This window comes from Bacillus sp. T-10(2022), assembly GCF_056502895.1.
Genome location: NZ_CP113518.1, coordinates 3,434,576 through 3,461,202, shown reverse-complemented (window position 1 = coordinate 3,461,202; position 26,627 = coordinate 3,434,576). Strand labels below are relative to the sequence as shown.

25 protein-coding genes and 1 pseudogene are annotated in these 26,627 nt (G+C 38.5%); 20 read left to right on the top strand and 6 right to left on the bottom strand.

The window, feature by feature from the left end; genetic code table 11:
• The first annotated feature begins 10 nt into the window (after positions 1-10).
• Positions 11-1,399, top strand: a complete 1,389-nt coding sequence (locus tag OSJ91_RS16880; protein ID WP_485890104.1) for a hypothetical protein — start codon at positions 11-13, stop codon at positions 1,397-1,399.
• The gene (locus OSJ91_RS16875; RefSeq protein ID WP_485890103.1) at positions 1,396-2,835 is read left to right on the top strand and encodes an NAD-dependent succinate-semialdehyde dehydrogenase; all 1,440 of its coding nucleotides are present in this window, start codon (positions 1,396-1,398) and stop codon (positions 2,833-2,835) included. The genes OSJ91_RS16880 and OSJ91_RS16875 overlap by 4 nt, the downstream gene beginning before the upstream one ends.
• An 88-nt stretch (positions 2,836-2,923) precedes the next feature.
• Here OSJ91_RS16875 and anmK read toward each other — a convergent pair whose 3' ends face one another.
• Positions 2,924-4,096 (bottom strand): anhydro-N-acetylmuramic acid kinase AnmK, encoded by a 1,173-nt coding sequence (anmK, locus tag OSJ91_RS16870; RefSeq protein WP_485890102.1) that lies wholly within the window; start codon positions 4,094-4,096, stop codon positions 2,924-2,926.
• A gap of 117 nt (positions 4,097-4,213) precedes the next feature.
• Positions 4,214-5,824, bottom strand: a complete 1,611-nt coding sequence (locus OSJ91_RS16865) for a glycoside hydrolase family 10-like protein (RefSeq protein ID WP_350299251.1) — start codon at positions 5,822-5,824, stop codon at positions 4,214-4,216.
• Between the two features lie 345 nt (positions 5,825-6,169).
• Here OSJ91_RS16865 and murQ point away from each other — a divergent pair, with 345 nt between their 5' ends.
• From murQ to OSJ91_RS16815, 10 genes are all read left to right on the top strand, one after another.
• Entirely contained in the window at positions 6,170-7,054 is an 885-nt protein-coding gene (murQ, locus tag OSJ91_RS16860; protein ID WP_485890101.1) for an N-acetylmuramic acid 6-phosphate etherase, read from the top strand.
• 42 nt (positions 7,055-7,096) lie between these two features.
• Positions 7,097-7,402 carry a PTS sugar transporter subunit IIB gene (locus tag OSJ91_RS16855; RefSeq protein WP_061463755.1) on the top strand — a complete coding sequence of 102 codons (306 nt, stop codon included), beginning with the start codon at positions 7,097-7,099 and terminating at the stop codon, positions 7,400-7,402.
• Positions 7,403-7,451: 49 nt separating this feature from the next.
• Positions 7,452-8,741, top strand: a complete 1,290-nt coding sequence (locus OSJ91_RS16850; protein ID WP_241590281.1) for a PTS sugar transporter subunit IIC — start codon at positions 7,452-7,454, stop codon at positions 8,739-8,741.
• A gap of 69 nt (positions 8,742-8,810) precedes the next feature.
• Positions 8,811-9,095: a hypothetical protein gene (locus OSJ91_RS16845; RefSeq protein WP_101222294.1), complete on the top strand. Its 285-nt coding sequence runs from the start codon at positions 8,811-8,813 to the stop codon at positions 9,093-9,095.
• Positions 9,096-9,130: 35 nt separating this feature from the next.
• Positions 9,131-10,477: a 6-phospho-beta-glucosidase gene (locus tag OSJ91_RS16840; protein ID WP_485890100.1), complete on the top strand. Its 1,347-nt coding sequence runs from the start codon at positions 9,131-9,133 to the stop codon at positions 10,475-10,477.
• A 72-nt stretch (positions 10,478-10,549) separates the two neighbouring features.
• Complete coding sequence (locus OSJ91_RS16835) at positions 10,550-10,879, top strand: PTS lactose/cellobiose transporter subunit IIA (RefSeq protein ID WP_101222292.1); 330 nt, start codon at positions 10,550-10,552, stop codon at positions 10,877-10,879.
• Positions 10,880-10,894: 15 nt separating this feature from the next.
• Complete coding sequence (locus OSJ91_RS16830) at positions 10,895-11,980, top strand: DUF871 domain-containing protein (protein ID WP_485890099.1); 1,086 nt, start codon at positions 10,895-10,897, stop codon at positions 11,978-11,980.
• A gap of 51 nt (positions 11,981-12,031) precedes the next feature.
• Positions 12,032-12,925, top strand: coding sequence for an N-acetylglucosamine kinase (locus OSJ91_RS16825; protein ID WP_350299245.1), 894 nt, complete (start codon positions 12,032-12,034; stop codon positions 12,923-12,925).
• A gap of 28 nt (positions 12,926-12,953) precedes the next feature.
• Positions 12,954-13,820: a MurR/RpiR family transcriptional regulator gene (locus tag OSJ91_RS16820; RefSeq protein ID WP_350299244.1), complete on the top strand. Its 867-nt coding sequence runs from the start codon at positions 12,954-12,956 to the stop codon at positions 13,818-13,820.
• 115 nt (positions 13,821-13,935) lie between these two features.
• Positions 13,936-14,661, top strand: a complete 726-nt coding sequence (locus OSJ91_RS16815) for a GntR family transcriptional regulator (RefSeq protein WP_350299243.1) — start codon at positions 13,936-13,938, stop codon at positions 14,659-14,661.
• A gap of 156 nt (positions 14,662-14,817) precedes the next feature.
• Here the strand turns inward: OSJ91_RS16815 and OSJ91_RS16810 are convergent, their stop codons facing one another.
• Both OSJ91_RS16810 and OSJ91_RS16805 read right to left on the bottom strand, forming a co-directional pair.
• Positions 14,818-16,020, bottom strand: a complete 1,203-nt coding sequence (locus OSJ91_RS16810) for an MFS transporter (RefSeq protein WP_485890098.1) — start codon at positions 16,018-16,020, stop codon at positions 14,818-14,820.
• Positions 16,021-16,045: 25 nt separating this feature from the next.
• On the bottom strand, positions 16,046-16,627 hold the full coding sequence (locus tag OSJ91_RS16805) for a TetR/AcrR family transcriptional regulator (protein ID WP_485890097.1): 582 nt from the start codon (positions 16,625-16,627) through the stop codon (positions 16,046-16,048).
• Between the two features lie 408 nt (positions 16,628-17,035).
• Between OSJ91_RS16805 and OSJ91_RS16800 the strand changes: the two genes are divergently transcribed.
• The gene (locus tag OSJ91_RS16800) at positions 17,036-17,776 is read left to right on the top strand and encodes a VCBS repeat-containing protein (protein WP_485891918.1); all 741 of its coding nucleotides are present in this window, start codon (positions 17,036-17,038) and stop codon (positions 17,774-17,776) included.
• A gap of 181 nt (positions 17,777-17,957) precedes the next feature.
• On the opposite strand, the gene OSJ91_RS16795 is transcribed toward OSJ91_RS16800, so the two are convergent.
• Positions 17,958-18,578: an NAD(P)-dependent oxidoreductase gene (locus tag OSJ91_RS16795; protein WP_485890096.1), complete on the bottom strand. Its 621-nt coding sequence runs from the start codon at positions 18,576-18,578 to the stop codon at positions 17,958-17,960.
• Between the two features lie 207 nt (positions 18,579-18,785).
• The gene (locus OSJ91_RS16790) at positions 18,786-18,950 is read right to left on the bottom strand and encodes a hypothetical protein (RefSeq protein ID WP_485890095.1); all 165 of its coding nucleotides are present in this window, start codon (positions 18,948-18,950) and stop codon (positions 18,786-18,788) included.
• A 268-nt stretch (positions 18,951-19,218) separates the two neighbouring features.
• On the opposite strand from OSJ91_RS16790, the gene OSJ91_RS16785 reads away from it, so the two are divergent.
• The 7 genes and pseudogenes from OSJ91_RS16785 (at position 19,219) to OSJ91_RS16755 (ending at position 26,606) form a co-directional block, all read left to right on the top strand.
• Complete coding sequence (locus tag OSJ91_RS16785; RefSeq protein ID WP_485890094.1) at positions 19,219-20,208, top strand: MBL fold metallo-hydrolase; 990 nt, start codon at positions 19,219-19,221, stop codon at positions 20,206-20,208.
• 63 nt (positions 20,209-20,271) lie between these two features.
• Positions 20,272-20,381 (top strand): annotated as a pseudogene (locus tag OSJ91_RS16780) (FMN-dependent NADH-azoreductase); the annotation flags it as partial.
• Between the two features lie 141 nt (positions 20,382-20,522).
• Positions 20,523-21,254, top strand: coding sequence for a GntR family transcriptional regulator (locus OSJ91_RS16775; RefSeq protein WP_350299236.1), 732 nt, complete (start codon positions 20,523-20,525; stop codon positions 21,252-21,254).
• 397 nt (positions 21,255-21,651) lie between these two features.
• Positions 21,652-22,701, top strand: a complete 1,050-nt coding sequence (locus OSJ91_RS16770) for a LacI family DNA-binding transcriptional regulator (RefSeq protein WP_350299235.1) — start codon at positions 21,652-21,654, stop codon at positions 22,699-22,701.
• Positions 22,702-22,786: 85 nt separating this feature from the next.
• Positions 22,787-24,064, top strand: coding sequence for a Gfo/Idh/MocA family protein (locus tag OSJ91_RS16765; protein WP_485890093.1), 1,278 nt, complete (start codon positions 22,787-22,789; stop codon positions 24,062-24,064).
• Positions 24,065-24,356: 292 nt separating this feature from the next.
• Positions 24,357-25,598, top strand: coding sequence for an ABC transporter substrate-binding protein (locus OSJ91_RS16760; RefSeq protein ID WP_485891917.1), 1,242 nt, complete (start codon positions 24,357-24,359; stop codon positions 25,596-25,598).
• An 87-nt stretch (positions 25,599-25,685) separates the two neighbouring features.
• The gene (locus OSJ91_RS16755) at positions 25,686-26,606 is read left to right on the top strand and encodes a carbohydrate ABC transporter permease (RefSeq protein ID WP_350302897.1); all 921 of its coding nucleotides are present in this window, start codon (positions 25,686-25,688) and stop codon (positions 26,604-26,606) included.
• Positions 26,607-26,627 lie beyond the last annotated feature (21 nt).

Below are 26,627 nucleotides of genomic sequence, written 5' to 3'. Positions count from 1 at the left end.
AGGAAACAATATGAAATGGAAAAACCGTCGCTATGGAGAAGAGACATCGTATATACCTGCGGGACCTTTTAAAATTAGACTGCCATTTGTCCATTATCGTTTTGAGTGGCCTGACTATGTTCAAGGCTTATTGATGTGTGCAGTTGATCTTGGAGCGATTACACTGCTTGCAGACCATCTCGGTATGCCTTTTGATGTGGCTCTAGCCGTCGTTATCTTGAATGGATTATTATACTTGGCACATCATTTACTCGGGGACCCGGTTATACCAGGTTGGATTACACCTGCGGTTCCATTGCTTGTATTGTTCGTAGGGCAATTTCCCGAAGGACCTGATCGGGTCTATGCACTCGTTGCATTTCAACTAACATTAGGTATTTTATCGATATTGCTTGGAATGACCGGACTTGCCAGTAAGGTCGTGCGATTAGTGCCGAACGCAATCAAATCAGGCATTATTTTAGGGGCGGGTATTGGTGCTGTCGTTTCCATTTTTGAAGTGGGTGGAAAGTTTGATTTATTTCCTTATACAATAAGCATTTGTATCGGCTTTGCCTTTTATCTGCTTTTTTCGAAAAGTTTCGGAAAATTGAAAATGCGAAATAAAGTTTGGATATTCATAGGCAATTTAGGGATATTGCCAGCAATCTTGCTTGCGGTCTTTGTAGCCCCAATTTTTGGAGAAGCAAAATGGCCTGATATCCAATGGGGATTCAGCAGTCCGGATTTTGCTACGCTTTGGTCAGACTATACTGTTTTCGGTTTAGGTTTTCCTGCCTTGACCTTCTTTTTAAGTGCGATCCCAGCTGTTTTTGCTACTTATTTAGTCGTATTCGGGGATGTGCTCAAAACGAAAGCGCTGCTTTCTGAATCCGATGAGGTCAGGGAAGATGAAAAAGTGGACTATAATCCAAACAGAGCTCATTTAATTTTTGGTGGCCGAAATGTGATCATGAGTTTTATCGGACCCGATATAACAATGTGCGGTCCGTTGTGGGCAGCCATGCAGGTCGTAGTTGTGGAACGGTTCAAGAATGGCAAGAAAGCCATGGATTCTTTCTTCGGCGGTGCCGGCTCGTTCCGTTGGGGTACGAATACAGGATTATTCTTATTGCCGGTAGTCAGCCTGGTGGAACCAATTCTCGGTGTCGCCTTGGCCTTGACGCTTTTGGTTCAAGGATATGTCAGCGTACGCGTAGGCGTGATGCAGGCGAAGAGCCAACGCGACCTGGGAATTGCAGGGGTCGTGGCTGCCATCCTTGTTATAAAAGGTGCTGGAATGGCGTTTGCAGCAGGAATTTTATTATGTGCCCTTTTATATGGCAAGGACTTTTTCAAAGGAGAGAATGATAAGACATTTACAGATCATGAAGAAGAAGAGGAGATTAAAGCAGGATGAAAAAAGTAGTGGAAAAATGGCCAATTTATATAAACGGCGCACCTATTCATACAGAAAGTCATTTTGTAGTGGAAAATCCAGCAACATTGGAGCCTGTGGGCTATGTTCCGGACGCTAACGAAAAAGAGGCAAAGGCTGCAGTGGATGCAGCTCAAGCTGCTTTTCTGACTTGGTCGAAAACAAGTGCATACCAGAGGGCGGAATTACTTGAGAAGTGGTACACGATCATTGAGGACAGGCTGGATGAAATCGCAACGATCATGACACTGGAACAAGGAAAGCCATTGGCAGAGGCAAAAGGTGAAATGAAATATGCTTCAAGTTTCGTGAAATGGTACGCTGAAGAAGCAAAGCGCAACTACGGGGAAATCATACCAGCCTCCGTTGCATCAAAGCGTATTTTAGTGCAAAAGCAGGCAGTCGGTGTCGTTGCTGCCATTACCCCGTGGAATTTTCCTGCTGCCATGATCACGAGGAAAGTGGCGCCAGCCCTTGCCGCAGGATGTACCGTGGTCATCAAACCCGCGGAACAAACGCCTTTGACCGCTTTGCTATTGGTTGAAAGTGCCCATGAAGCAGGCATTCCGGCAGGTGTGATAAATATTGTAACTACACAGAAACCGGGAGATGTATCCGACGTGTGGATGAATGATTCACGTGTTAAAAAGATCACATTTACCGGCTCCACTCCTGTAGGGAAACATCTAATGAAAAAAGCCGCAGAAACAGTAAAAAAAGTCTCGCTTGAACTCGGTGGATTGGCTCCGTTCATCATTGCTGAGGATGCGAATATCGAAGAAGCTGTAAATGGTTTAATTCAATCGAAATTCAGGAATGCTGGACAAACATGTATTTGTGCGAATCGAATATTCGTCCATGAGACAATCGAACAGCCATTTTTACAAGCATTTGAAGAAGCCGTTTTAACTTTGAAGGTTGGAAATGGAATGGAAGAAAATGATCTTGGTCCATTGATAGATGGAGCCGCAGTTAAAAAGGTTCAGCTTCAATTGGAGGATGCTGCAAGTAAAGGGGCCATCATCCATAACACCTCAAAAGTCGATGGAAAACAAGGCCATTTTATCGCACCAGCCATACTTTCCAATGTAACGGATGATATGCTGTGCATGCAGGAAGAAACGTTTGGGCCAATTGCGCCAGTCAGTACATTCAAAACCGATCAAGAAGCGATAGATCGAGCCAATAACACGAATTTTGGCTTGGCAGCTTATGTGTATACCGAGTCACTAAATAAGGCAGTTGCCTATTCGGATGCTCTTGAATATGGGATTGTCGGTATTAATGACAGTGCCCCATCCACTGCCCAAGCACCATTTGGAGGCATGAAGGAAAGCGGTTTAGGCAGGGAAGGGGGACACTATGGCATGGATGAATATTTAGAAGTGAAGTATGTATCCATGCAGCTTGGCCAGTAAAAAACAGAAGAGTCGGCCATGATTCTTTAGGTAAAAAAAGAGTGGAAGGCACATCTAATATCGATGTGCCTTCCACTTTTTTAAATGGTTAAAAAGTATTTTTATGCTCCTTCAGATATGAAGAAGGGAAGGTCATGCTTCCTAGGATGACATCGAAGTCAGCACCGGTAGCCTTGGGGACGTTACTCGTATTACCATAGAAAGTCTCATTTGCAAGTAATGCAAAGGCCACTGCTTCCTTCGCTTCAGAAGAGTACCCCAACTCTTCTTGAGTCAAAACTTGAATAGAATTTCCAAGCAGTGATTGCATCATATTTAATAACGTTTTGTTATAGCTGCCTCCGCCGCCAATTATCACTTCTTCAATATTGGTTTTTGGAAAGATGAATTTTCGATAGTTCTCCACAATCGACTTTGCTGTAAACATCGTTACTGTAGCTAAAATATCATGACTGGGAAGTGATTCAAACATCTTTAATAGTTTTACTACATATTGCTTGCCAAATAATTCCCTGCCAGTTGATTTTGGCGGAGGGCTCATAATATAAGGATGGCTGATACAATAAGATAAAAGTTCGTCATTAATTTGTCCTTGTTTAGCTATGTTACCACCTTCGTCATAGCTAATATTGAACAATTGGCGGCATACTTCATCAATGATCATATTCCCAGGCCCTGTATCAAAGGCATACATGTCATTCAGAGATGCCTGCTTGGGTAAGACGGTTACATTTCCAATGCCCCCTATGTTTTGAAGTAATCTTCCCTTCGTTTCACTTCTATAAAGAATGTATTCGGTAAAAGGAACAAGAGGAGCTCCTTGTCCACCAGCAGCCATGTCCATCGTACGAAAATCAGAGATTACAAGTGTGTTTGTATCGTGAGCAATTACTGCAGCTTCCCCAATTTGCAAAGTGGAGGGTATATAATTTTGTTCTTTTAAAGGCTGGTGGTAAATGGTTTGTCCATGGGATCCAATAAGATCCAGTTTATTTATGGGAAATCCAGCTTTATGACAAACTTCCTTTACTGCATTGGCAAATAATTTTCCTAATTTAAAATTCAAACTGCATATTAACTGCACATTGGATGTTTCTGCAGATAAAGACTGCATAATTTCTTTTTCAATATCTTTTGGAAAAGGGCATGTCATGAACTCAATCATTTCCATTTCAGTCTCGAGTCCACTATTATTCACCCGAACAAGTGCAGCATCAATTCCATCCAGTGATGTTCCGGACATTAATCCAACTATGTACATCGTCATTCCACCTACTTCAATTCTTTTATAATCCTGACTTAGCATCATATGCAGCAGTGTATGCTGCCATTGTTCACTGAGATATAACACTTAAGCTATAAAGCTATTTCTTGAAGATCATTTTACTTTTATATAAATCTGCCTAGTTTGTTTACTTTCATTGTGGGTACGGTCCAATGCTGTCACAACATATGTGTAAGTCTTGCCTTTTTCTACACTGCCATCATTAAACAATTGACTTGTATTTTCTTTATGCACTGTGGCAAGTAAGTTCGTTGAATCTTCAATGTTTCCTTTTTTCTTCCCATCAAAACGATAAATGGCATAATAAGATGCATCTGATTTCTTTTGATCGTGAATTTCAAATTGTATCCCATCTCCTGATTGTGTGGCCTTGATCACCTTTGGGGCCTTTGGTGCTTGATCATCAATCCAAGGCATGGCTGGGACCAATGCGGGATGCTTATAAATATCCTCGCTTAACCGATCTGCTATCCCAAGGGGGTTTTTCCGTAAATCTTTGGCACTGAAATGCATGCTTCCATCAAATTCCTTATATGTTCGATTCAGTTTTAACTGGTTTGGCATTTCTTCAGGATTGAACCAGTTTTGCACACCGTTGGACTCTGTATTAATTTTATAGTCTCCTTGTCCAATATAGAGTTGAACATTTTTACCTTCGACTTCTTTTGTCCACCAATCTAGAAGTTTGGCATAGTCAGCTACTGGCAATCCTATATTCCAATATAATTGAGGGGCAATATAATCAATATATCCATTATTGATCCACGTTCGGGTATCTGCATATAAATCATCATAATTCGTTTGTCCTGCGGCAGTGTCAGATCCTGTGGGATCAACTGCTTTGTTGCGCCAAACTCCAAATGGACTTATACCAAACTTCACATATGATTTTTCTGCCTTGATTTCTTCATTTATATTCTTAACAAGGTTATTTACATTATCCCTGCGCCAATCTTCAACATTTGTAAATCTATCTGCTCCATATTTTTGATAGGAAATTTCATCTGGGAAAGGTACTCCTGCAATCTTGTAAGGATAGAAATAATCGTCCATATGGACTGCATCGATATCATAATTCTTAACAACTTCCATTATTCCATCTATCACAAACCGTTGTACGCCAGGAATGCCTGGATCAAAGTACAATTGTTGTCCATATGGTATGACCCAATCCGGGTGCTTTCTGGCAGGGTGAGATTCTGGAAGATTATCAATATCCGATATTTCAGCGGTTTTACCTAAAGGCATAGTAATGCGGTAAGGATTAAACCACGCATGAAATTCCATATTACGTTCATGTGCTGCTTCTACCATGAATGCAAGAGGGTCATACCCGGGATCTTTTCCTTGGACTCCTGTTAAATATTTTGACCAAAGACCGTATTCAGAAGGATAAAAAGCATCCGCAGTGGGTTTAATTTGCATAACGACAGCATTCATTCCCATCGCTTTTTGTTCATCCAAATATTTTATGAATTCTTCTTTCTGTGCTGATATGGATAAACCAGGTTTGGACGGCCAGTCAATATTTAACACACTTGCAATCCAAGTTGCGCGAAGTTCCTGTTTTACATAAGTCGTTGTTTGAGGAATTGTCCCAGATTCTGCATTTGCTTTCAAATCAGCTGGAAGGAGAAGTGATCCCCCCACCAAAGCGGCTAGAGCCAATGAACCCAATTTTTTCTTAGTAATTCTTTCATTCATCAATAGTACAACCTCATTTCATTACTAATATTTATATTTAATTATTTGTAAGCGTTAACAAATAATGAATATATGAATTTGTCATCTATGAATAGTTAGATAAGATCTAACAATAAAAAGAATCGTAGGTTTGGTTCACTAAATGGCTACTCGGTTTACATTTTCTATTTTTAGTAGAAAGCTAACATTCAATCAATCAATCAATTTAGGTATCTTACTTTTATTTTAAAATTAAATTTTAAAAATGTATATACAATATTGAAATTAATTTTTAATAGTGATATATTCTCTATAGCAAATAAAGTTTCACCACTTTCACCACTGAAATAAAAAAGGATGATATGTATGCTTGAGCATTTAACGACAGAGCGTCGTAATGAAAAGACCATGAGTTTAGATGAAATGGGAACACTGGAATTTTTAGAGGTGATGAACGAAGAAGACATTAAAGTTGCCCATTGTGTAAAAAAAGAACTTCCGCAAATTTCTAAAGCCGTGGAGATGATCGTTGAAGCCATGAATAAAAACGGCAGATTAATTTACATGGGTGCAGGAACAAGCGGGCGCATAGGTTTATTGGATGCAGTAGAATGTCCCCCAACATTCAATACCGATCCGAGTGAAGTAGTGGGTCTTATAGCTGGTGGGGAAAAGGCTTTCATTAAGGCGGTTGAAGGTGCTGAAGACAGTTTTGAATTAGGTCCTGAGGATTTGAAGAAAATCGAATTAACAAACAGGGACGTCGTAGTGGGCATTGCAGCTAGTGGACGCACTCCATATGTTATTGCTGGATTGGAATATGCCAATCAAGTTGGTGCAGGAACTGTGTCGATAAGCTGTAACAAAGGTTCTGAGATAGGTAAGATTGCAAAAGTTGCGATTGAAGTTGTAAACGGGCCTGAAGTCCTGACGGGTTCTACACGTTTAAAAGCTGGAACATCGCAAAAGTTAGTATGCAACATGCTTTCCACCGCCTCAATGGTTGGAGTTGGAAAAGTTTATGGTAATTTAATGGTAGATTTACAGTTAACTAATGAAAAGCTGGTTGAACGTGCAAAACGTATTATCATGGATGCTACTGCCTGTAGCTATGAAATTGCAGATGAATACTTAGAAAAGGCACATGCCCAGCCTAAAATTGCAATTGTCATGATTTTAACGAATGTATCATATGAAGAAGCCTCAAATCGTTTAGTGAAAGCACAAGGATTCATAAGAAAAACGATTTAACGCTTTTAATAAAAAAAAATAAAAAAATTGGAGGAACAAAGAATGAAAGTATTATTCGTATGCTCAGGTGGAATGTCTAGTGCAATCGTTGTAAGCGCTTTAAAAAAGGAAGGGGAAAAACAGGGTGTAACCATAGAAGTATTGGCAGTCGGCACTCAAGAATTTGATGCAGAAGTACGAAATGGCTGGGATGTTGCAATGGTAGCTCCGCAAGTCAAACATCGTTTCGATGGCTTTAAGGCATCGGCAGATGAAGCGGGCGTCCCATGTGAAGCCATTCCAGCCCAAGCTTACAGCCCTCTTGGCGGACCTAAACTATTAAAACTGGTAACGGAACTAGCAAAATAATAAACTAATTACTATTTCTTTTCACTAAACGTAAAAGGGGAAAACACGAATGGACAAGTTTGTAGCTTTTTTAGAAAATAATCTTTCAACACCTATGGCTAAATTGTCTGAGCAAAAACATTTACGCGCGATTCGGGATGGTGTGGTTTCTGCGTTACCTTTCATCATCTTTGGAAGTTTATTCTTGATCATTGCATTTCCGCCCGTTGCAGCAGATACTGCATTAGGTGAATGGTCTGCAAAACATATCGCTGAAATTTTAATACCATATCGATTAACGATGTTTATCATGACGCTATATATTACTTTTGGTATAGGCTACAGTTTATCTCAAAGCTATAAACTTGACCCGCTATCTGGAGGTTTACTATCATTAGCAGCCTTCTTGTTCACAATTGGTGTAAAGATGATGGATGATGTGGGGTTTGTTTTGCCAATGACAAATCTCGGAGGCCATGGTCTTTTTGTAGGAATGCTTGTATCCATTTTTGCTGTCGAAATTTTACGTCTTTGTAAGACAAAGAATATCACAATTAAAATGCCTGATTCTGTTCCAACTTCAGTGGCCCGTTCATTTGAAGCATTAATACCAGTTTCAATTGTACTGCTTGTCATGACTTTAATTACAGTCGTTTTTGCTGTTGATTTACATTCACTTGTTGATAAAGCGGTTGCACCACTCATCAGTGCAGGCGATACATTGCCAGGTGTATTAATTCCAGTATTTTTGATTACATTCTTTTGGTCATTTGGTATTCATGGCGTTTCAGTAGTAGGTGCCGTAGCTCGTCCGGTATGGGAAGTATACTTGGGGAATAACTCGGCAGCAGTTGCAGCTGGAAAGGCAATTCCCCACATAGCTCCTGAAACATTCTTCCAATGGTTTATTTGGATTGGTGGGTCTGGTGCAACCTTGGGTTTGGTAATAGCCATGCTCTTAACGGCAAAATCCACCTATAGTAAAGCAATGGGGAAAGCAACAATTGTCCCAAGCATTTTTAACATCAATGAACCTGTTATCTTTGGGATGCCGATTGTATTGAACCCGGTACTTATTATTCCATTTATCATTACACCGCTAATTGGTGCGACACTTGCATATATAGCAACATCCATCGGACTTGTGAACCCGACATATGTAATGGTTCCCTGGACATTGCCCGCTCCAATAGGTGCCTACCTTTCAACAGGCGGTGATTGGAGAGCCGTTGTTCTCGTGATGGTGAATTTAACAATTTCAGTCCTTATTTATCTGCCATTCTTTAAGATGTACGATAAAAAGCTTCTAGCGCAGGAAAACGTGGTAGAAACAACGGATAATCAAAATATCGCTTTATAAGGAATACCTAAAAGGGAGTTTGGGACTAAATGCTCCAAACTCCTTTTATAAATTGAGGGGGTAAAGGATATGAATTCAACATCCAGAATTCACTTTTTTAGTTACAAAAGTGCCTTTCTATTTTTTAGCTTCATTCTTGTTTTTAATTTTATCTTTAACGGATTAATGGATGCCTTTGAAATAAATAAACAATTATCACTGTACTTGGGAAATACCTTTGCCATAAGCGCAGGATTGACGATGGTTGTTTGTTTTGTTGAAGGTAAGTTTAAAAACAAGAAACATGCATCACTATTATTCTTGTCTTTATTAGCGGTGAGCGCACTGATTTGCTATGTAATAATCTATAAATGAAAATTCAGATTAGCTAACTATGAGGTGTTAGGGGAATGGAAATGAAAAAAGGGTTGAAGATTGCCACAATTGGTGGAGGCTCCAGTTATACACCAGAATTAATAGAAGGTTTTATTAAACGATATGATGAGTTGCCAATTAGGGAACTGTGGTTAGTGGATATTGAGGCAGGAAAAGAAAAACTGGAGATTGTAGGAACCTTAGCAAAACGGATGGTTGAAAAAGCAGGAATTCCAATGGAAATACATCTAACGTTAGACCGCCGGCAAGCCTTGCAAAATGCCGATTTTGTCACGACGCAAATGAGAGTGGGATTACTTGATGCACGAATCAAGGACGAGCGGATCCCGTTGGAATTAGGATTGATTGGTCAAGAAACAAACGGTGCAGGAGGATTGTCCAAAGCATTACGAACTATACCTATTATTCTGGAAATTGCAGAAGAAATGCAGGAGCTCTGCCCTGATGCTTGGTTAATTAACTTCACAAATCCAGCGGGGATGGTAACGGAAGCCCTTCTCCGCTACAGCAAGCATAAAAAAGTCATTGGGGTATGCAATGTTCCATTTAATATGCATATGTCTATTTCTAGCATGCTTGGTGTGGATAGGAAGAGAGTTCATATAGATTTCGCCGGGTTAAACCACATGGTATTCGGGATGCATGTATTCGTTGATGATCAAGAAGTAACAGATAAAGTGCTTGAAATGCTTGGCAATCCTGAGATTCAGCTGACGATGAAGAATATTGCCCCATTGGCTTGGAACAGAAGATTTTTGAAATCCTTAGGAGTGGTGCCTTGCCCGTACCATCGTTATTATTACAAAACAAAAACGATTTTAGAAGAAGAATTGGAAGCATTCAAAACAGGGGAAACTCGAGCTGAAATTGTGAAAAGATTAGAAGAAGGTTTGTTTCACCTATACAAGGATGAAACCCTTGACATCAAGCCTCCGCAATTAGAGCAGCGCGGTGGAGCTTACTACAGTGATGCAGCGTGTAACGTCATTTCTTCTATTTATAATGATAAAAAAGACATTCAAGTGCTAAATGTACAAAACAATGGATCGCTTACTGATATTGATTATGATTCAGCAGTAGAAGTAAGCTGTATCGTCACGAAGAATGGACCAATTCCTTTGGCGATGGGTAAATTACCCATACAAGTGCATGGCTTAATCCAACAAATTAAATCATTTGAAAGAATTGGTGCAGAGGCAGCCGTTACAGGTTCTTATGATAAAGCATTATTGGCTTTAACGATTAACCCGCTTATTCCAAGTGATGACCTGGCGGAAATTGTTTTACAAAAACTTTTAAAAGCGCATGAAGAATACTTACCGCGATTCTTCAGTGAAAGTGCCGTACAGAACATCAAGTGAATGGTGTATTAATTTGGATTACAGTAAACCAATGAACCTTCATAATCTAACTTAAAATAGGAGTGTAATGATATGTCAACTGAAATGAACAATAATGAAATGGAGATTTTTGAAATAATATCACATAGCGGAAATGCAAGGGGATTAGCATTCGAAGCACTGAAAGAAGCGGAAGAATTTAATTTTGAGAGTGCAGAGGAACTAATTAAACAGGGCCAAGAAGAATTGAACTTGGCACATAAGACACAAACCAAGCTAATTCAAGCAGAATTGAATGGAGTTCCAAGTGAGAAAACTTTATTGATGATTCATGCTCAGGATCACTTGATGACGGCAATGAGCGAACAAAAACTAATTGAACATATGATCCGCATTGTAAAAAAGCTAGCCCCACAACAGTAAAGAGGTGATTAAATAATGGGTAAACTTGGTATATCTATCTATCCAGAGCATTCAACCGTTGAAAAAGACATGGAATACATTGCACTTGCACACAAATATGGATTCAAAAAGATCTTTACTTGCTTGCTTTCTGTCGAAGGTGACAAAGAGAAGATATTAAAAGAATTTAAACAAACGATAGTTTATGCCAATCAATTGAATATGGAAGTGATGGTCGATATTGCTCCCCGAGTATTCGGTTCGCTAGGCATTTCTTATAATGACTTATCGTTTTTTGCAGAATTAGGTGCATATGGAATCAGGCTGGACATGGGTTTTACAGGTAACGAAGAGTCGATTATGACACATAATTCATATGATCTAAAAATTGAAATAAACATGAGCAATGCAACAAAATATTTAGATAATATTATGGATTACAAACCAAATAAAGAGAATTTAGTTGGATCGCATAACTTCTATCCGCATCGCTATGCAGGATTGAGCTATCCTCATTTTATAAAATGCTGTGAGTCATTCAAAAAGCATAATATCCGCACGGCAGCTTTCATCAGCTCACATGCAGCAACTTACGGTCCTTGGCCTGTAACGGAAGGATTATGTACTTTAGAAATGCACCGGGAATTGCCCATTACAACACAAGCGAAACATTTGTATGCTACAGGGTTGATTGATGATGTAATAATTGCAAATGCTTACGCATCTGAAGATGAATTGAAGCAGCTTAGCCTGTTAAACAGCGGTCTGTTAACATTTAATGTTAACCTTCACGAAACCATTACAGCATTAGAGAAAAAAATAGTATTGGAAGAATTCCATTTTTACCGTGGAGATGTTTCCGATTATTTAATTCGCTCGACTCAATCACGCGTGAAATATAAGAGCGAAGAATTTAAACCAACATATACGCCTGATATTCGGCGCGGTGATATTTTAATTGAAAATGAGCTCTATGGACAATATAAAGGGGAATTGCAGATTGCATTAAAGGAAATGAAGAATTCGGGGAAAACGAATGTAGTTGGCCGAATAACAGAAGAGGAAATTTTTCTTCTCGATTATTTGGAACCATGGGGGAAATTCCAATTCAATATTAATTGATCAGGGAAGGAAGGTGATATTCCTTCCTTTTTTACTGAATAGGAGAATAATATGAATTATATTATCGGAGTTGACGGCGGAGGCACTAAAACTGAAGCAGTGGCTTATGATTTAGATGGAAATAAAATTAGTGATGGCATAGCGGGGTTTGGAAACCTGCTTATTAATGAAAAAAAAGCCATCGCTAACATTATTCAGGCAATTGAAGAATGCGTAATGCCCATTAACAATGGAAGCTGCCATTACATTTGCTTAGGCTTAGCCGGGTATGGAGGAGTTGAAAATCCGCAGGGCATAAAAAGTGCATTAAGCAGGGCATTTAAGGCCCCGTTCACCATTGTAAATGATGCAATTATCGCTCATGCTGCTTTGCTTAAAGGAAATGATGGCATTTTGACCATATCCGGAACTGGATCTGTAAGTATCGGCATCCATAAAGGAATCGAGAAATCGGCAGGTGGCTGGGGACACATCCTTGGGGATGAAGGAAGTGGCTATTGGATCGCCATGCAGGCTTTTATAAAAATGACGAAAGAAGAGGATGAGGGGTATATCTATAGCCAGCTATCACAGTCAATACTTCAAAAACTTGGCTACAACAGTGTTATGGAACTGAAGAAATTCATTTATTCTGCCACGAAATCCGAGATTGCCTCATTTGTTCCCCTGATTGTTCAACATGCGGTTAAGGGCGATGGTTTCTCGCAAAATATTCTAAATCAGGCTGGGTACCACCTTTCAAAACAAACGCTTGAGGTTATCAAGAAGTTAAAGTTAAGTAAGAATGTTACAATTGCAATAAAAGGTAGCATCTTGACAAATATACCATTGGTGCAAAGCTCTTTCATCAATCATATTAAACTTGAAAACCCAAATGTGAAATTTGTTTTAGAAGACGTATCAGCTACCTTGGGTTGTTATTACATAGCAATGAAGCATTTATAGTAAGTATAGATCAAGGAGAGTAAATCATATGCACGTCGAAAATATTATATTGAGAATTGAAAGCTTATTGAACCAGTTGCCTAAATCAGAACGGAAAATTGCACAATATATTTTAGAAAATCCAAACGACATTATAAGAATGACGATACATGAATTAGCTGATCATGCCAATGCCAGCAGTTCGGCCGTAACGAGGTTCTGTCATTCTATAAAAGTTAACAGCTTTTCAGAACTGAAGGTATCCCTATCATCCCTGATTTCCCAACCTGAGAAAAAAGGGTTCCATGACATTGAGCCTAACGAAACAATAGCGTCCATTAAAAATAAAATAGTGTCCAACTCTGTCCAAGCTATACAAGAAACTGCACATTATTTGGATGAGGCCGTTCTTGACAATATCATTGAAACCATGAGGAGTGCAGATGTAATTTATGTCTATGGTTTAGGGGCATCATGGCTGGTTGCTGAAGATATTACACAGAAATGGTTACGGTTAGGAAAGATTGTAAGTGCCAATCAAGACCCGCATATTACGGCAACTGCACTGGCTGCATCATCAAAGAATACCGTTTTTTTCTGTATTTCCAATAGTGGCGAAACTGAAGAAGTCCTGGAACTCGTTGATATTGCTAAAGCATATGGCATAAAAACAATAGGCTTATCGCGATTGGGGAACAATGGCCTAACTAAAAAAGTTGATATGTCCCTAAATCATGTACGTGCACCGGAGGCTAAATTCCGAAGTGCTGCAACAAGTTCGCTTTTTGCACAATTTCTAACGGTCAGCATCATTTTCTATGCATATGTTTCTAAATTCTATAATGAAAATAAAAATGAAATTGAACGTTCAAGGGAATCGGTGTTGAAATTCACAAAAAGGAATTTGGATACTTAGAAAGGCGAGTTATATCTTATCGTGTTCATATGCATGGATAAGATTGATGAACGGTATGTTTCCAATCAGGATGCCTTGTGAAATTTCATCACGATGAAAGGAAGATGTACGCTGAATGATCCAAAAGAATTCTCCCAGTCCCATTTATCATCAACTTGAAGAGGAGATTAAAGGAGCGATACAAAATCTTGAATTGGTGCCAGGAGAGGTGATTCCTTCAGAAAAAGAATACACTGAAAAATATGGAATAAGCAGGATGACGGTGAGACAGGCCATTTCTAACCTAGTGAATGGCGGTTATTTATATAGGCAGCGCGGAAAAGGAACATTCGTTGCCCAACAAAAATTGGAGCGACCCATGCTAGGCTTAACAAGCTTTTCGAAGGATATGATTTCAAGAGGACTTGAACCAAGTACACGAGTTATCAGTTTTACGGAGGTCAAGGCAAATAATGATCTTGCTGCAAAGCTTGAGGTTGAAGCAGGTGCTCCTATTTTCGAGCTTAAACGTGTTAGGCTTGCTGATCGATTGCCGATGGCATATGAAAGGCTATTTATCTCAAAAGATCTTGCCCTGGATCTAACGGAAGAAATAGCCGTAACTTCCATTCATGACTATGTAGAAAAAACGTTTGGCTTAAAAATTCAGCATGACCAGGTAATTGAAGCCGCCATCGCTCAAAAAAAAGAGGCGGAAATGCTCGAGGTAGTCGAAGGTGCCCCTGTATTGCTGATTGAACGAAGAAGTACCCTGGATTCCAATCAACCACTTGGGCTTGTCACATCCGTCTACCGGGCAGATCGATATACATTCAAAATCAATTTGGAGCGGTTATCATGAGCAAAAATAAAATGTATTAATAAACCCGTCCTCAAAAGATTAAAAAACCCCCTTGCCCAATATGGACAAGGGGGTTTTTTAGTAGAATATCATTTTCAAGTTTGGGAGTTTTTCAGCTCGAAAAGGAAAGATACAAATAACAATCCGGGACTTTAATTATTTCGCTAAGCTTTCTGTCAATCGATTTTCTTTCCAAATGACTGTAATGCCAAGGCCAATGACGATAATGACAGCCGCGAAAAGATAAGGGTAGTGGATGTTTACGTCAAAAAGCAATCCTCCTATAGATGGTCCGGCGATATTCCCTAAGCTCGTATAGGTGGAGTTCATTCCAGCAACGAATCCTTGTTCTTTCCCGGCAGCTTTTGATAAAAATGTCGTCAAAGCCGGACGAAGAAGGTCAAATGCAAGGAATATGAAGCAAGTTACCACTAGTACTGCCGAAAAACTGGAAATCATAGTGGATGCTACCGCAAAAATTGCACCGACGATTAAACATAATTGAATAAGCTTCTTTTCGCCGAGAATATCTACCAGCTTTCCAAACATAAAGACTTGCACAACAACTCCGAAAATAGAGCTTATTGTAATGATAATGGCAATATCCTTCGGCGTGAAGCCGAATTTATGATCAGAAAATAGGCTAAAAACCGTTTCATAGGCTGATAAACCAAAAGCGAGTACAAATACAATGATGAACGCAATAAAGTAAAGCGGATTTAGTGATTTTTTTAAATCGCCCATAAAGTTTGTTTGCTTAGTATTAGCGGAAACTTTTGCAAGCTGTTCCTTTGTCATCGGCTCTTTTAAAATGAATATTGATGAAAGGCATGCTATAAAAGCAATGGCCGCCGCAAGGAAGAAGGGCAAGCGTATACCATATTCTGCAACAAAGCCACCGATCCCGGGTCCTATTATAAAGCCCAAGCTAATTGCGGCTGAAATATAGCCCATTGCTTTTGGCCTTTCTTGAACGGATGTAATATCCGCAACATATGCAGTTACACCTGGCATGATGAAGGCAGCACTGATTCCTCCTAGGATCCTTGATAAATAAAACACCGACACGTTTGTCCCTACACCGAAGATAAGTTCTGAAACACCAAAAAGGAATAAGCCGATGATGATGATTTTCTTTCTGCCGTATCGGTCAACCCAACGACCTGCGAATGGAGACATAACAAGCTGTGAAACCGCAAATACGGCAACCAGATAGCCCATCGTACTTCCTGATAAATGCATGATATTCATAAATGACGGCATAACGGGGATGATGAGTCCAATTCCCAGAAAAGCAATGAATATATTGCTTAGAAGAATAATTAATACCGCCTTTTGTTCTTTAATTGGTTTATTCATGTTTTAACACCACTTTCTTTGTGAATCATTCTTGTGAAATACCTCTCCAAAACACTTTCCAAGAGGCTGCTAATTTATCCTTCAGCCGTTTCTCATCATTACCGTATACAAGCTCAAGCAAAATGGAATCCACAACTCCCAAAAAAGCATAGGTCGGTGTTATGGCTTCATCTTCGACGATTAATTTGGCATTGATCCAATCATGGAATTTACATTCAAGGATCGCCTGCACTTTTTCCTCGATATCTATCACTTCCTGCCCGATTTCTTTCTCAAGATGCGCTGGCGGAAAAAAGGACATACGCAGCCAAAACTTTATATGCTCATTTTCTTGGAAAAGATCGATGACCAATTGTAGGAATCCATATAAATCTTTTTCAGGATTTTTTGAATCAACTTTACTGAAATATTGAAGTTTCGAAGATAGCTCCGTCTCTTTCGCATCACGTAAAACTTGCAGAAAAAGATCATCCTTGCCTTTAAAATGAGCGTAAATGGATTGCTTTTTCATGCCGACTTCTTCAGCTATTTGAGAAAGCGACGCTCCTTCATAACCATGAATCGTGAAATATTTTAGAGCGGCGTCCTTAATTTCATTACTTTTCAATAATATCACCTCATAATTTAACGAACGTTCGTCAGTTATAATAGCAAATTAAATAAATATATGCAAGCGAATATGTTCATAAAAAGGTATTATGCCCGAAATCATTCATAATTATGAAGCTATATTTGAAAAGGACAATAGATACGCACTCAAGGCTATTCACAAAATTCCCGCATATAATTCTATATGGATAATAAAGAGACAGGTGGGATGAAGTTGGAACCATATGACATCAGAAATGCGATTCATTACTATTACACAAGAATACAAGAAACGAATCATCCTTTTTATTGGTACTGTTTGGCTGAGACCCAAAGTAGGGCCGGATTAACAAATGAAGCACTGCAAACGATAGATAACGCCTTGTCGTTTCAGAATCCTTATCCTTCCAAACAGGAACTGCTGGACATGCAATTGAACATCCAAACCGTTCTTTCAAGACAAATGAACTCCAACAGAACAGTCATAGTGACCTCAAAACAGGGAGATATTGATGGGGACGGGATAAAGGACAATGTTTTTCTAACCGCAAACAAAACCCCTGATAGCCCCTTTTGGAGGGATATAACTTTGGTTATCCAAAATGGGGGGACTCATCAATATCAACAAGTTCCGATGAAAAATAACGCAGGATATAATCCGACCCTTTTTCTTGGTGATTTTACAGGTAATAAGGGGGATGACATTTTAGTGGTCATTGATACAGGAGGAAGCGGGGGTTCCATCTATGCGTATGTTTTTTCCTACCTTAACGGTCAACTCATGACCATTTTTAATTCAGATTCATTCAATGAATCCTTTCAATACGATGTTCATTATGAAAACCAATATAAAGTAAAGGTGAACAGTACTTACCTAAAAGAAAGGTACATTCTTGACCTGACTTATAAGGATCAGGAATATTTATCTGAAATTTATAACAAGGATGGTATATTGAAGGCGTCGATTGAAGGATGGGTCAATCCTTTATCTGGTTTATATCCGGTTGATTTCAATAGGGATGGCATATATGAGCTCGAAGCGTATCAGAGGATCGCAGGGAGATACAATGCCGACTCACTGGGATTTGTACAGACCGTTTTAAAATGGAACGGGCTGGCTTTTGCTCCTGAGCGGCAGAATGTGGCTATTTTTGGAGGGGAAATATAGCATAATGGAATAATAGAAGGTTCATGAACAAGGTACGGGCGAAATCTTCGCCCTAATGAAACCGGAAAATATTCTTGGCAATGGTTTAGCTGACCGTGTGCATTTACGGACGTGATGGTTTCTTTACTTCATCTAAGATTAAACAAATTTTTGCAAAGGGGAGTATCGCTAATTGGAATTATTAGTAGGCAATGCCTACACGTGATTTTAAATAATCGCTACTTTTTATTTGGCTGAATGCAAATTCTGCTGTATCCGGGACCGATATTTCAACCCCATCCTCCGGCAAAAAGTCACCTTCTACACGATACGTACCAACACTTTCTCCATCGGGCAGATACGTAGGACAGACAATCGTCCATTGAAGTGTTGATTGTTTAAGTATATCGTAAACTTTATGATGCTCTTTCGCTGCGCGGGTAGACCTTCGCTTCGATTCACTAGACTGATAACGCAGAGAATTGGGGATTGTTCTGCTTTGCAGGATTCCTGCTGTTCCAATGGTTATAATTCGTTGTATTCCTTCGTTTTCCATTGCTTCGATAATCAGGGGCATACTTGCTGATAAAGTGGTTGTCCCATCAGTATTAAGCGCACTAATAACAACATCAATCCCATGCATGGCACGAACGATATCAATTTTATTTAATACATTACCTTGAATAATGGTTAAATTGGCATTGCTTATTCCAATCTTCTCTGGATTGCGTACTAAAACTGTAACATGATGCTTATCATGCAGACCGTAAGTAACTAATTGACCCCCAACTCGTCCAGTTGCACCCAAAATTAAAATATTCATAGAAACGAACCTCCTTTTGCTAATCCAATCATTCGACTAACATTATATCGTCATTTTCAACTAATGACATCATAATTCAGAGTCTTGCAGGAAACTGTACGTTGATTAAAATAAAAAATGGGCCTCTCAAAAGCTTAATATGAGGGGCCCATTTGAATTAAATAACAACATTTCTTAAACAAGACAATAGCGACCGAAATTTCTCCTCTAATAATCCTGTTCTTTTTTCGATTTTAGAAAAGAATCAACTGAGTCATCTAATAATTTCTCCCGATTAGGATCTTCATTGACATCTGTATCCACTTCCATCACTTCGTTTAATCGACTAACCTGATTTTTTTGATGAGCTGGATTATTTTTTCCGTTCGGCATATAAACTCCTTCTTGAACAGTTATTTTTTATTTAGTATGAACAATGATCCAATATGAAATCCGATATTATGTAATATTATTTCAGAGTCCAGTAATCTTGACGGAAGGTTAAAACAATGTACATGATTTTATTTTGGGTATTATTGACTGAATATTAAAAATATTGTAATATTTAGCTTGCGTTAATGTTTTTTGAAACGTAGTTTTATATTCGAAACAAGTAGTTTTTTCTTGTGTAAAGTCAATAATCTGACAGGAGGTTTTTGTTATGAAGAAAAGAATAAGGTATACTTCTTTTGGTTTTTGGTTGGTGGTATCAATAATTCTATCATTATCATTATTACTTCCTTCTTTTGGCCAAACTGCTGTAAAGCAAACCGACTTTAAAGTAACCCTATTAGGAACAGGTTCTCCACTTTTAAGTACATCCCGCTCCGGTCCAGCAACTCTTGTTGAAGTTGGTAATGAAAAACTCCTCTTTGATGCTGGACGTGGAACTGCTTTACAATTATATAAAGCGAATATGTTACCAGGCAGTGTAGATAAGTTATTTCTAACTCATTTGCATTCGGATCATACTATCGGCATACCGGACGTATGGCTTACAGGTTCCTTACCAACAGGAGGGAAAAGAGAGCAAGCATTTAACATTTGGGGACCTAAGGGAACCGAGAAAATGATGTTACATATGCATAAAGCATTTAAAGCCGATTTGGATGCAAGGGATGACTCTGGAAATGGAAACGTTGAAGGAGCAAGTATTATTGCAAATGATATTAAAGAAGGCATTGTCTATAACAAAAAGGGAATTGAAGTAATAGCCTTCAAGGTAGACCATAAATCAATTGAGCCCGCTTTCGGTTATCGGGTTAATTACAAAGGACATTCAGTAGTTATCTCAGGTGACACCCGCTATAATGAAAATCTAATTACATTTGCTAAAGGTGCTGACGTAGTTATTCATGAGGTTGCAGCTGTAAAACCTGATAATGAATCAGAATCAATCGCCAATATACTTGATCTTCACACTACACCGGAGGAAGCAGGTAAAGTCTTTAGACAATTACAACCAAAACTTGCTGTGTACTCACATATAGTATTATTGGGTGGATTAACAGAAGAAAAAGCTAATTTGCTCGAAAGAACTAAAAAAACATATGGAGGAACTGTTTTAGTAGGTGAGGATTTGTTGTCCATTGAAATAGGGGACAAGGTACAAGTACAGCAGCGGAGCAATGAGGCGAACTCGGGGAACTAAACAGACAGGGCTGCAGCGAGCAAATGCGTTACTCCTATTAATTAATGTGATGAGAGTTTGAAACCTTCCTTTGAAGGTGTATTCGTTGAAGAACATGCAGCAATGCCTGATAAAGCACAAGAGATAAAAGAAAAGGCTATAGCACATCAAAAGATTTAGCTTCTACTTTTTAAAACAAAGAGTCAACAAGTTGTTGGCTCCTTTTTTATCATATAGCAATAATTCCTAACCTAACTGTACTTGTTGGGTTGACACTATAAGTGATATAATTTGTTAAAAGAATGTAAGTAAGGATGGAAGGTAGGCTTATTATAATGAAACCACTGCAGCACGAAAGTGTAATTCCACTTTATCACCAATTGATGGAGAGGCTGAAGGGTTCTATTGAAAAGGGGAATTGGACACATGGTGACAAAATCCCATCTGAAAATCAATTGATGGACCAATTCGGTGTGAGCCGGAACACAGCTAAAAAAGCAATTGAGGAGCTAGTACAGGAAGGCATCCTTTACCGAATTCAAGGAAAAGGTACCTTCGTGGCAAAACCAAAATTGCAACAGTCATTGATGGGTTTTTACAGCTTTAGCAAAGTATTGAAAGAAAAAGGAATGAACCCTAAAGATATCATTCTAAAAATAGAGGAAGTTAAATCAACGGCAAAAATCAGGGATGCGCTGCAGCTTGGAGAAGATGAGAATGTCATTGAAATGAAACGCCTTCGTTGTGCCGACGATGAACCGTATATTCTGGAATCTTCTTTCATCCCGAAGAACGTGGTTTCAGATACGGAGCAACTTGAAAAAGTTGGCGAAATTTCATTATATGATTTATTTTCACAACAATTTAATATCGTAGTAACCAGAGCAAAAGAGGCATTTGAACCCGTCCTCATTCGTGCTGAAGAAAGTGAGTACCTTCAAACGGAAGAAGGCCTTCCGGCACTGTTGCTTGAACGGACAGCCTATGATATTAATGGAATGCCTGTTGAGTTTTGTATATCCATTGTACGAGGAGATCGCTGCCGCTTTTACACGGAACTAACATGAAGGTTGAATCACTCATAGCATTATGTCTATGAGTTTTTTAAGTTCCAAAAACCCGCTAACATGAAATGTAAGAGATAATTACATTTCAATATAAAGGAATCAGTTTTTTTATTTATTTAGGTTGTTGGGTTGACAGGTTAACGGATGGGGTATATATTTAATTTAGTCATAATTTTCAGTCAACTACAGGGTTATGTCGACAAAACAGTTTATTGGAACTTTTTTTTAATACAACTTGTACCAACAACCCATTAAGTGTTAAGCGGAAATGTGAACGAAATAAAACTACTCTTAAAAACATTATAAACATTCAAAATGTTTTCCTTATAAAGGATAAAAATATTTGTTATCCTTTATAAGAAAGCGCTTAAGTACATAATTAAGAGGTGTTTTATTAGTGATAAGATTAAAGGATATTGCTGAACGTGTAGGTGTTTCCATTTCTACTGTTTCTAGAGTAATTCAAAATGATCAGACACGAAATGTTAACCAGGAAACAAAAGCGAAAATTTGGGAGGCTGTTAAGGAGTTAGGGTATATACCAAATCAAAATGCTCGAAATTTAGTTGCAAACAAGCAAGGAAAGAATAAGATAAGAACAATGAAAATTGGATGGGTAGCCAATCCAAAACAGGCGGAAATTAACCCTTACTTTGCAAATATTTATACAGGTATTCGTGATGTATTAACAGATCATGATTACAACTTGATTAGTATTACCAGGGATGAACTTGAGAACGAGACGCTACTTCTTAAGACTATACATGATTCGGGGATTGAAGGACTGCTTCTTATCGATAAGATTAATGACAGCATTATTGAATATATTCAACAAAATATACCTCTAGTAGGATTGGACTTTTTTTATACAGATAAAAATATAGCAATCGTAGACTACGATCGCGAGGAATCTATTAAAATGGTGGTTCAGTATTTAGTTAAGCAAGGGCACCGGGACATAGGTTTTATTGGTGGAGGTGCTAATGAAACTTTTGAAAATTTGTATGCTGAACATCGTTTTAAAGGTTTTCAATATGCCATGGAAGAAGCCGGGCTAGCCATCCAATCTGAATGGGTAATGAATACACAGTGGAAAATGGAAAACAGCTATGAGAAAATGAAAACTTTAATTAAAAGTGATCCATTGCATATGCCAACAGCAATGGTTTGTGCGAGTGACTTGATGGCCATCCCTGCCATGAGAGCTGTCAGAGAAAATAAACTTAGAATTCCAGAGGATATCGCTTTCTTTGGGGTTGATAATATTGAAATGGGGAAATATTCGTCTCCACAGCTTTCGACGGTAGACATCCCTAAATATGAAATGGGAAGAATTGCAGCTAAAACTATTATGGAAATGGTAGAAGGGAAGATTAAACTTCCGATAAAAATCATATTGCCATTTGAATTAGTCCTTCGGGAATCATCTAATATAAAACGAACCTAAGCGGTTCTTTTTTTGAAATTTGTTGGAAAACGTTTGGAGTAAATCAGGAAAACTATCGGAAAAATGGAAGATAGGAGAGTAAACCATGAAACAAATGACAGCAATAATAATCGGGGCAGGTGACAGAGGGGTAAGAGCTTATGCACCTTATGCCTTAGAATACCCTAATGAATTAAAGATCACAGGTGTGGCTGAGCCGAATAAAGAAAGAAGAACTAAATTTCAACAAGAACATAATATTTCCAACGAAAATAGTTATGAATCTTGGGAAGATGCATTCAATTCAGGAAGAAAAATTGCTGATGTAGCTATTATTTGTACACTTGATCGCAATCACTTTAAACCGACCATGAAAGCATTGGAACTGGGTTATCATGTTTTGTTGGAAAAGCCTATGTCCCCAGATCCAATGGAATGCATAGCGATGGAACAAGCAGCCCAAAAGTATAATCGACATCTTACAATATGCCATGTATTGAGGTATACAGAATTTTGGGCAACAATTAAAAAGATCATTTCATCAGGAGAAATTGGAGAGGTAGTTTCGCTTCAATTAAATGAAAATGTAGAAGTGATGCATATGTCGCATAGCTTTGTACGTGGCAATTGGAATAATAAAGAACGAACAAGTCCGATGATTCTGCAAAAATCATGTCATGATATGGATATTATTTCTTTCGTGATAGACAAGGAGTGTAAACGCATTAGTTCATATGGTTCGCTTATGCATTTTAAGGAAGAAAATGCACCAATTGGAGCACCGAAAAGATGTTTAGATGGCTGTCCTGTTGAACATGAATGCCCATTTCATGCTGGAAGGTATTATCTAGGGGAAGGAAAAGGATGGGCAAGGAAATTTACAGAGGACTATACAAATGAAGGAATAATAAAAGCATTAAATGAAACACCATTTGGAAAATGCGTATATCGCTCAGATAATAATGTGGTGGATCATCAAGTTGTAAATATGGAATTCGAGGGTGGAGCAACAGCGACGTTTAGTATGTGCGGGTTCACAAGGGAGCAAACACGTATTGTTCAAATAATGGGAACAAAAGGAGAAATACGTGGGAATATGGAGGAAAATAGTATTTCGATTTTTAATTTTCTCACCAAGCATGAAACGATAATAAGATTTGACAATCCCATTGGTGGACATGGTGGTGGAGATAACAGCATCATTAGGACTTTCTTGAGAGAAATTCAATATGGAAATAAACAAGATAGCGTTTCTTCCGTACTTGCTTCAGTAAGAAGTCACCTAATGGCATTTGCTGCTGAAGAGTCAAGGCTAAAACAGGGTCAATCCATTAATATTGACGATTATTATAATAGTTTAAAAGAAAAACCAAGAGGTAAGTAATTTCCGTATATTAAGAGAAAGGTACCATCTACCATTTTCTTTGGAGTGTATATTCAACAAAGAAGATTTGTTCACATCCTGGTTTTATTTTCCGAGCCTATTTTATTTTGTGGAGGTGGTAAGCCCAATACAAATCGCACTCGTACGTATTTCTAATTTATGCTGTAGTAAAAGTTTTCATGGAATAAATAAATGTAAGGGTTATCATGGTGAAAATTGTCACAAAACCATTCGTGTTCAAGAAGTATTTTGTTAGAAATCTACAAAACTTTATTTGAAAGAAGGTAACATGATGAAAAAATGGCTAATAATGCTTTTAACCACAATTTTAGGATTAATAGGATTAGTTGGATGTAGTAATGATGACACTGCATCAGGGGACGGAAAGGTTGAAATTACTTATGGATTTTGGGATAAGAAGCAAGTCACTGCCATTGATGAAGTCATCAAATTATTTAACGAAAAATATCCGGACATTAAAGTAAAAACGGAGATGACTCCTTATGGCCAGTATTTTCAAAAACTTGAAACTGCTGCAACTGGGGCGGCGTTGCCAGATGTTATGTGGATGAATGGTGCCCATGTTGAGAAATATGCAGAAGGAAAGGTAATCCTCCCACTTACTGACCTTGCAAAAAAAGAAAACTATGACTTAGATAATTATCCGAAATCTTTAATTGACCTTTATACCGTAAAAGGAGAAATATTCGGTATTCCAAAAGACTTTGATACAACGGGCTTATGGTATAACAAAAAAATCTTTGATGAAGCAGGTGTACCATATCCAGATGACACTTGGGATTGGAGTAAGTTAAAGGAAGTCGCTAAAAAACTGACAGATAAAGACAAAGGTATTTGGGGCTATGCTGCATTAATGGGCAACCAAGGTGGCTATTATGATTTTATCTGGCAAAATGGCGGTTATATTATTTCTGACGATGGTAAGTCTGTAGGTTTTGATCAGCCGGAGGCCATTGATGCGCTTAATTATAATATTAGTTTCATTAAGGAGGGATTATCTCCAACACAGGCTCAAATGACAGAAACAGCCGCTTCTGAATTATTCTCTTCAGGAAAAGTAGCGATGATGTTTGATGGTCCTTGGATGGTACAAGAGTATAAGAATAATCCTGATATAAATGTTGCTGTAGTACCAAAAGGAAAACAGCGCGCGGTTGCCATTCATGGGCTAGCCAATGTTATTGCGGCTAACACAAAGCATAAAGACGCTTCATGGAAGTTTGTCCAGTTCCTAGGCTCTAAAGAAGCCGCAGATATATTTGCGAAAACAGGGACGGTTATTCCAGCTTATAATGATACACAGGATGCTTGGATACAAGCCGTTCCAAATATAAATCTTCAGGCCTTTATTGATGGTGTCGATTATTCTGTTCCACTGCCTAGTGTTATAAGGACAGGAGAAATTTGGCAGTATGAAACGGACGTTCTTAAAAAGGCTTGGAGTGAAGAAGAAAGTGTGGACGACGCTGTAAGAGAGTTAACAGAAAAGGCAAATGAGGCGCTATCCAAGTAGTAAAAAAAATGAAGAAGAGAAGATGATTCTTCTCTTCGTTCCTTAAAAGGAGTGAATACAGTGAAGGAACATCCTCTACAGGTTGAAGTGAATACGAAAGCAAAACTTAAGGTTTCCAACTTAACGAAGACAAGGAAAAGTTCAGACTTCTTTTGGGCTTATCTCATGATTGCCCCTACCATGCTCGGTTTGTTCATTTTTTACCTGTGGCCTATCTTTCAGACCTTATATTTTAGTTTCACCGAATGGGGAGCATTTGGTCAATATGAGTGGACGGGGTTAGATAACTATAAGCGGATGCTTGAGGATACTAACCTTTTGAAATCATTTAAGAATACTGGGATTTATATTATTATCACTGTGCCAATCGGGATTTTCTTCTCTATTATAATAGCGGTACTCCTAAACCAGAAAATTAAAGGGAAATCCGTTTATCGCACATTATATTTCTTACCCGTAATTACAATGCCTGCAGCCATCGCAATGGTTTGGAAATGGCTTTATAATTCTGATTACGGACTGCTAAACTATCTTTTGTCTTTATTTGGGATCAAGGGTCCACAGTGGGTAAGTGATCCGAAAATTGCCTTATATTCGATTATTGTGGTAGCAATCTGGAGTGGAATTGGTTATAATATGGTCATTTTCCTTTCCGGACTTCAAGGAATTCCAAAGTCCTATTATGAAGCGGCGGAAATGGATGGAGCAGGGCCGATCAGTGTGTTCTTTAAAATTACACTGCCACTGCTCTCTCCTGTTATTTTCTTTGTAAGCATCACTTCTCTAATTGGTGCTTTTCAGGTGTTTGATTTAATTTTCATGATGATTGGAAAAAGTAGTACAGCCTTGGAAAGCACTCAATCGGTTGTTTATTTATTCTATCAGCACGCTTTCGTTTTAAACGATAAGGGATATGCAGCAGCAATCGCTGTTCTACTATTAATAGTTATCCTAATTATCACTGCAATCCAAATGGTCTTACAAAAAAAATGGGTTCATTATGACTAAAGGAGGGAGAACCATTGGAAA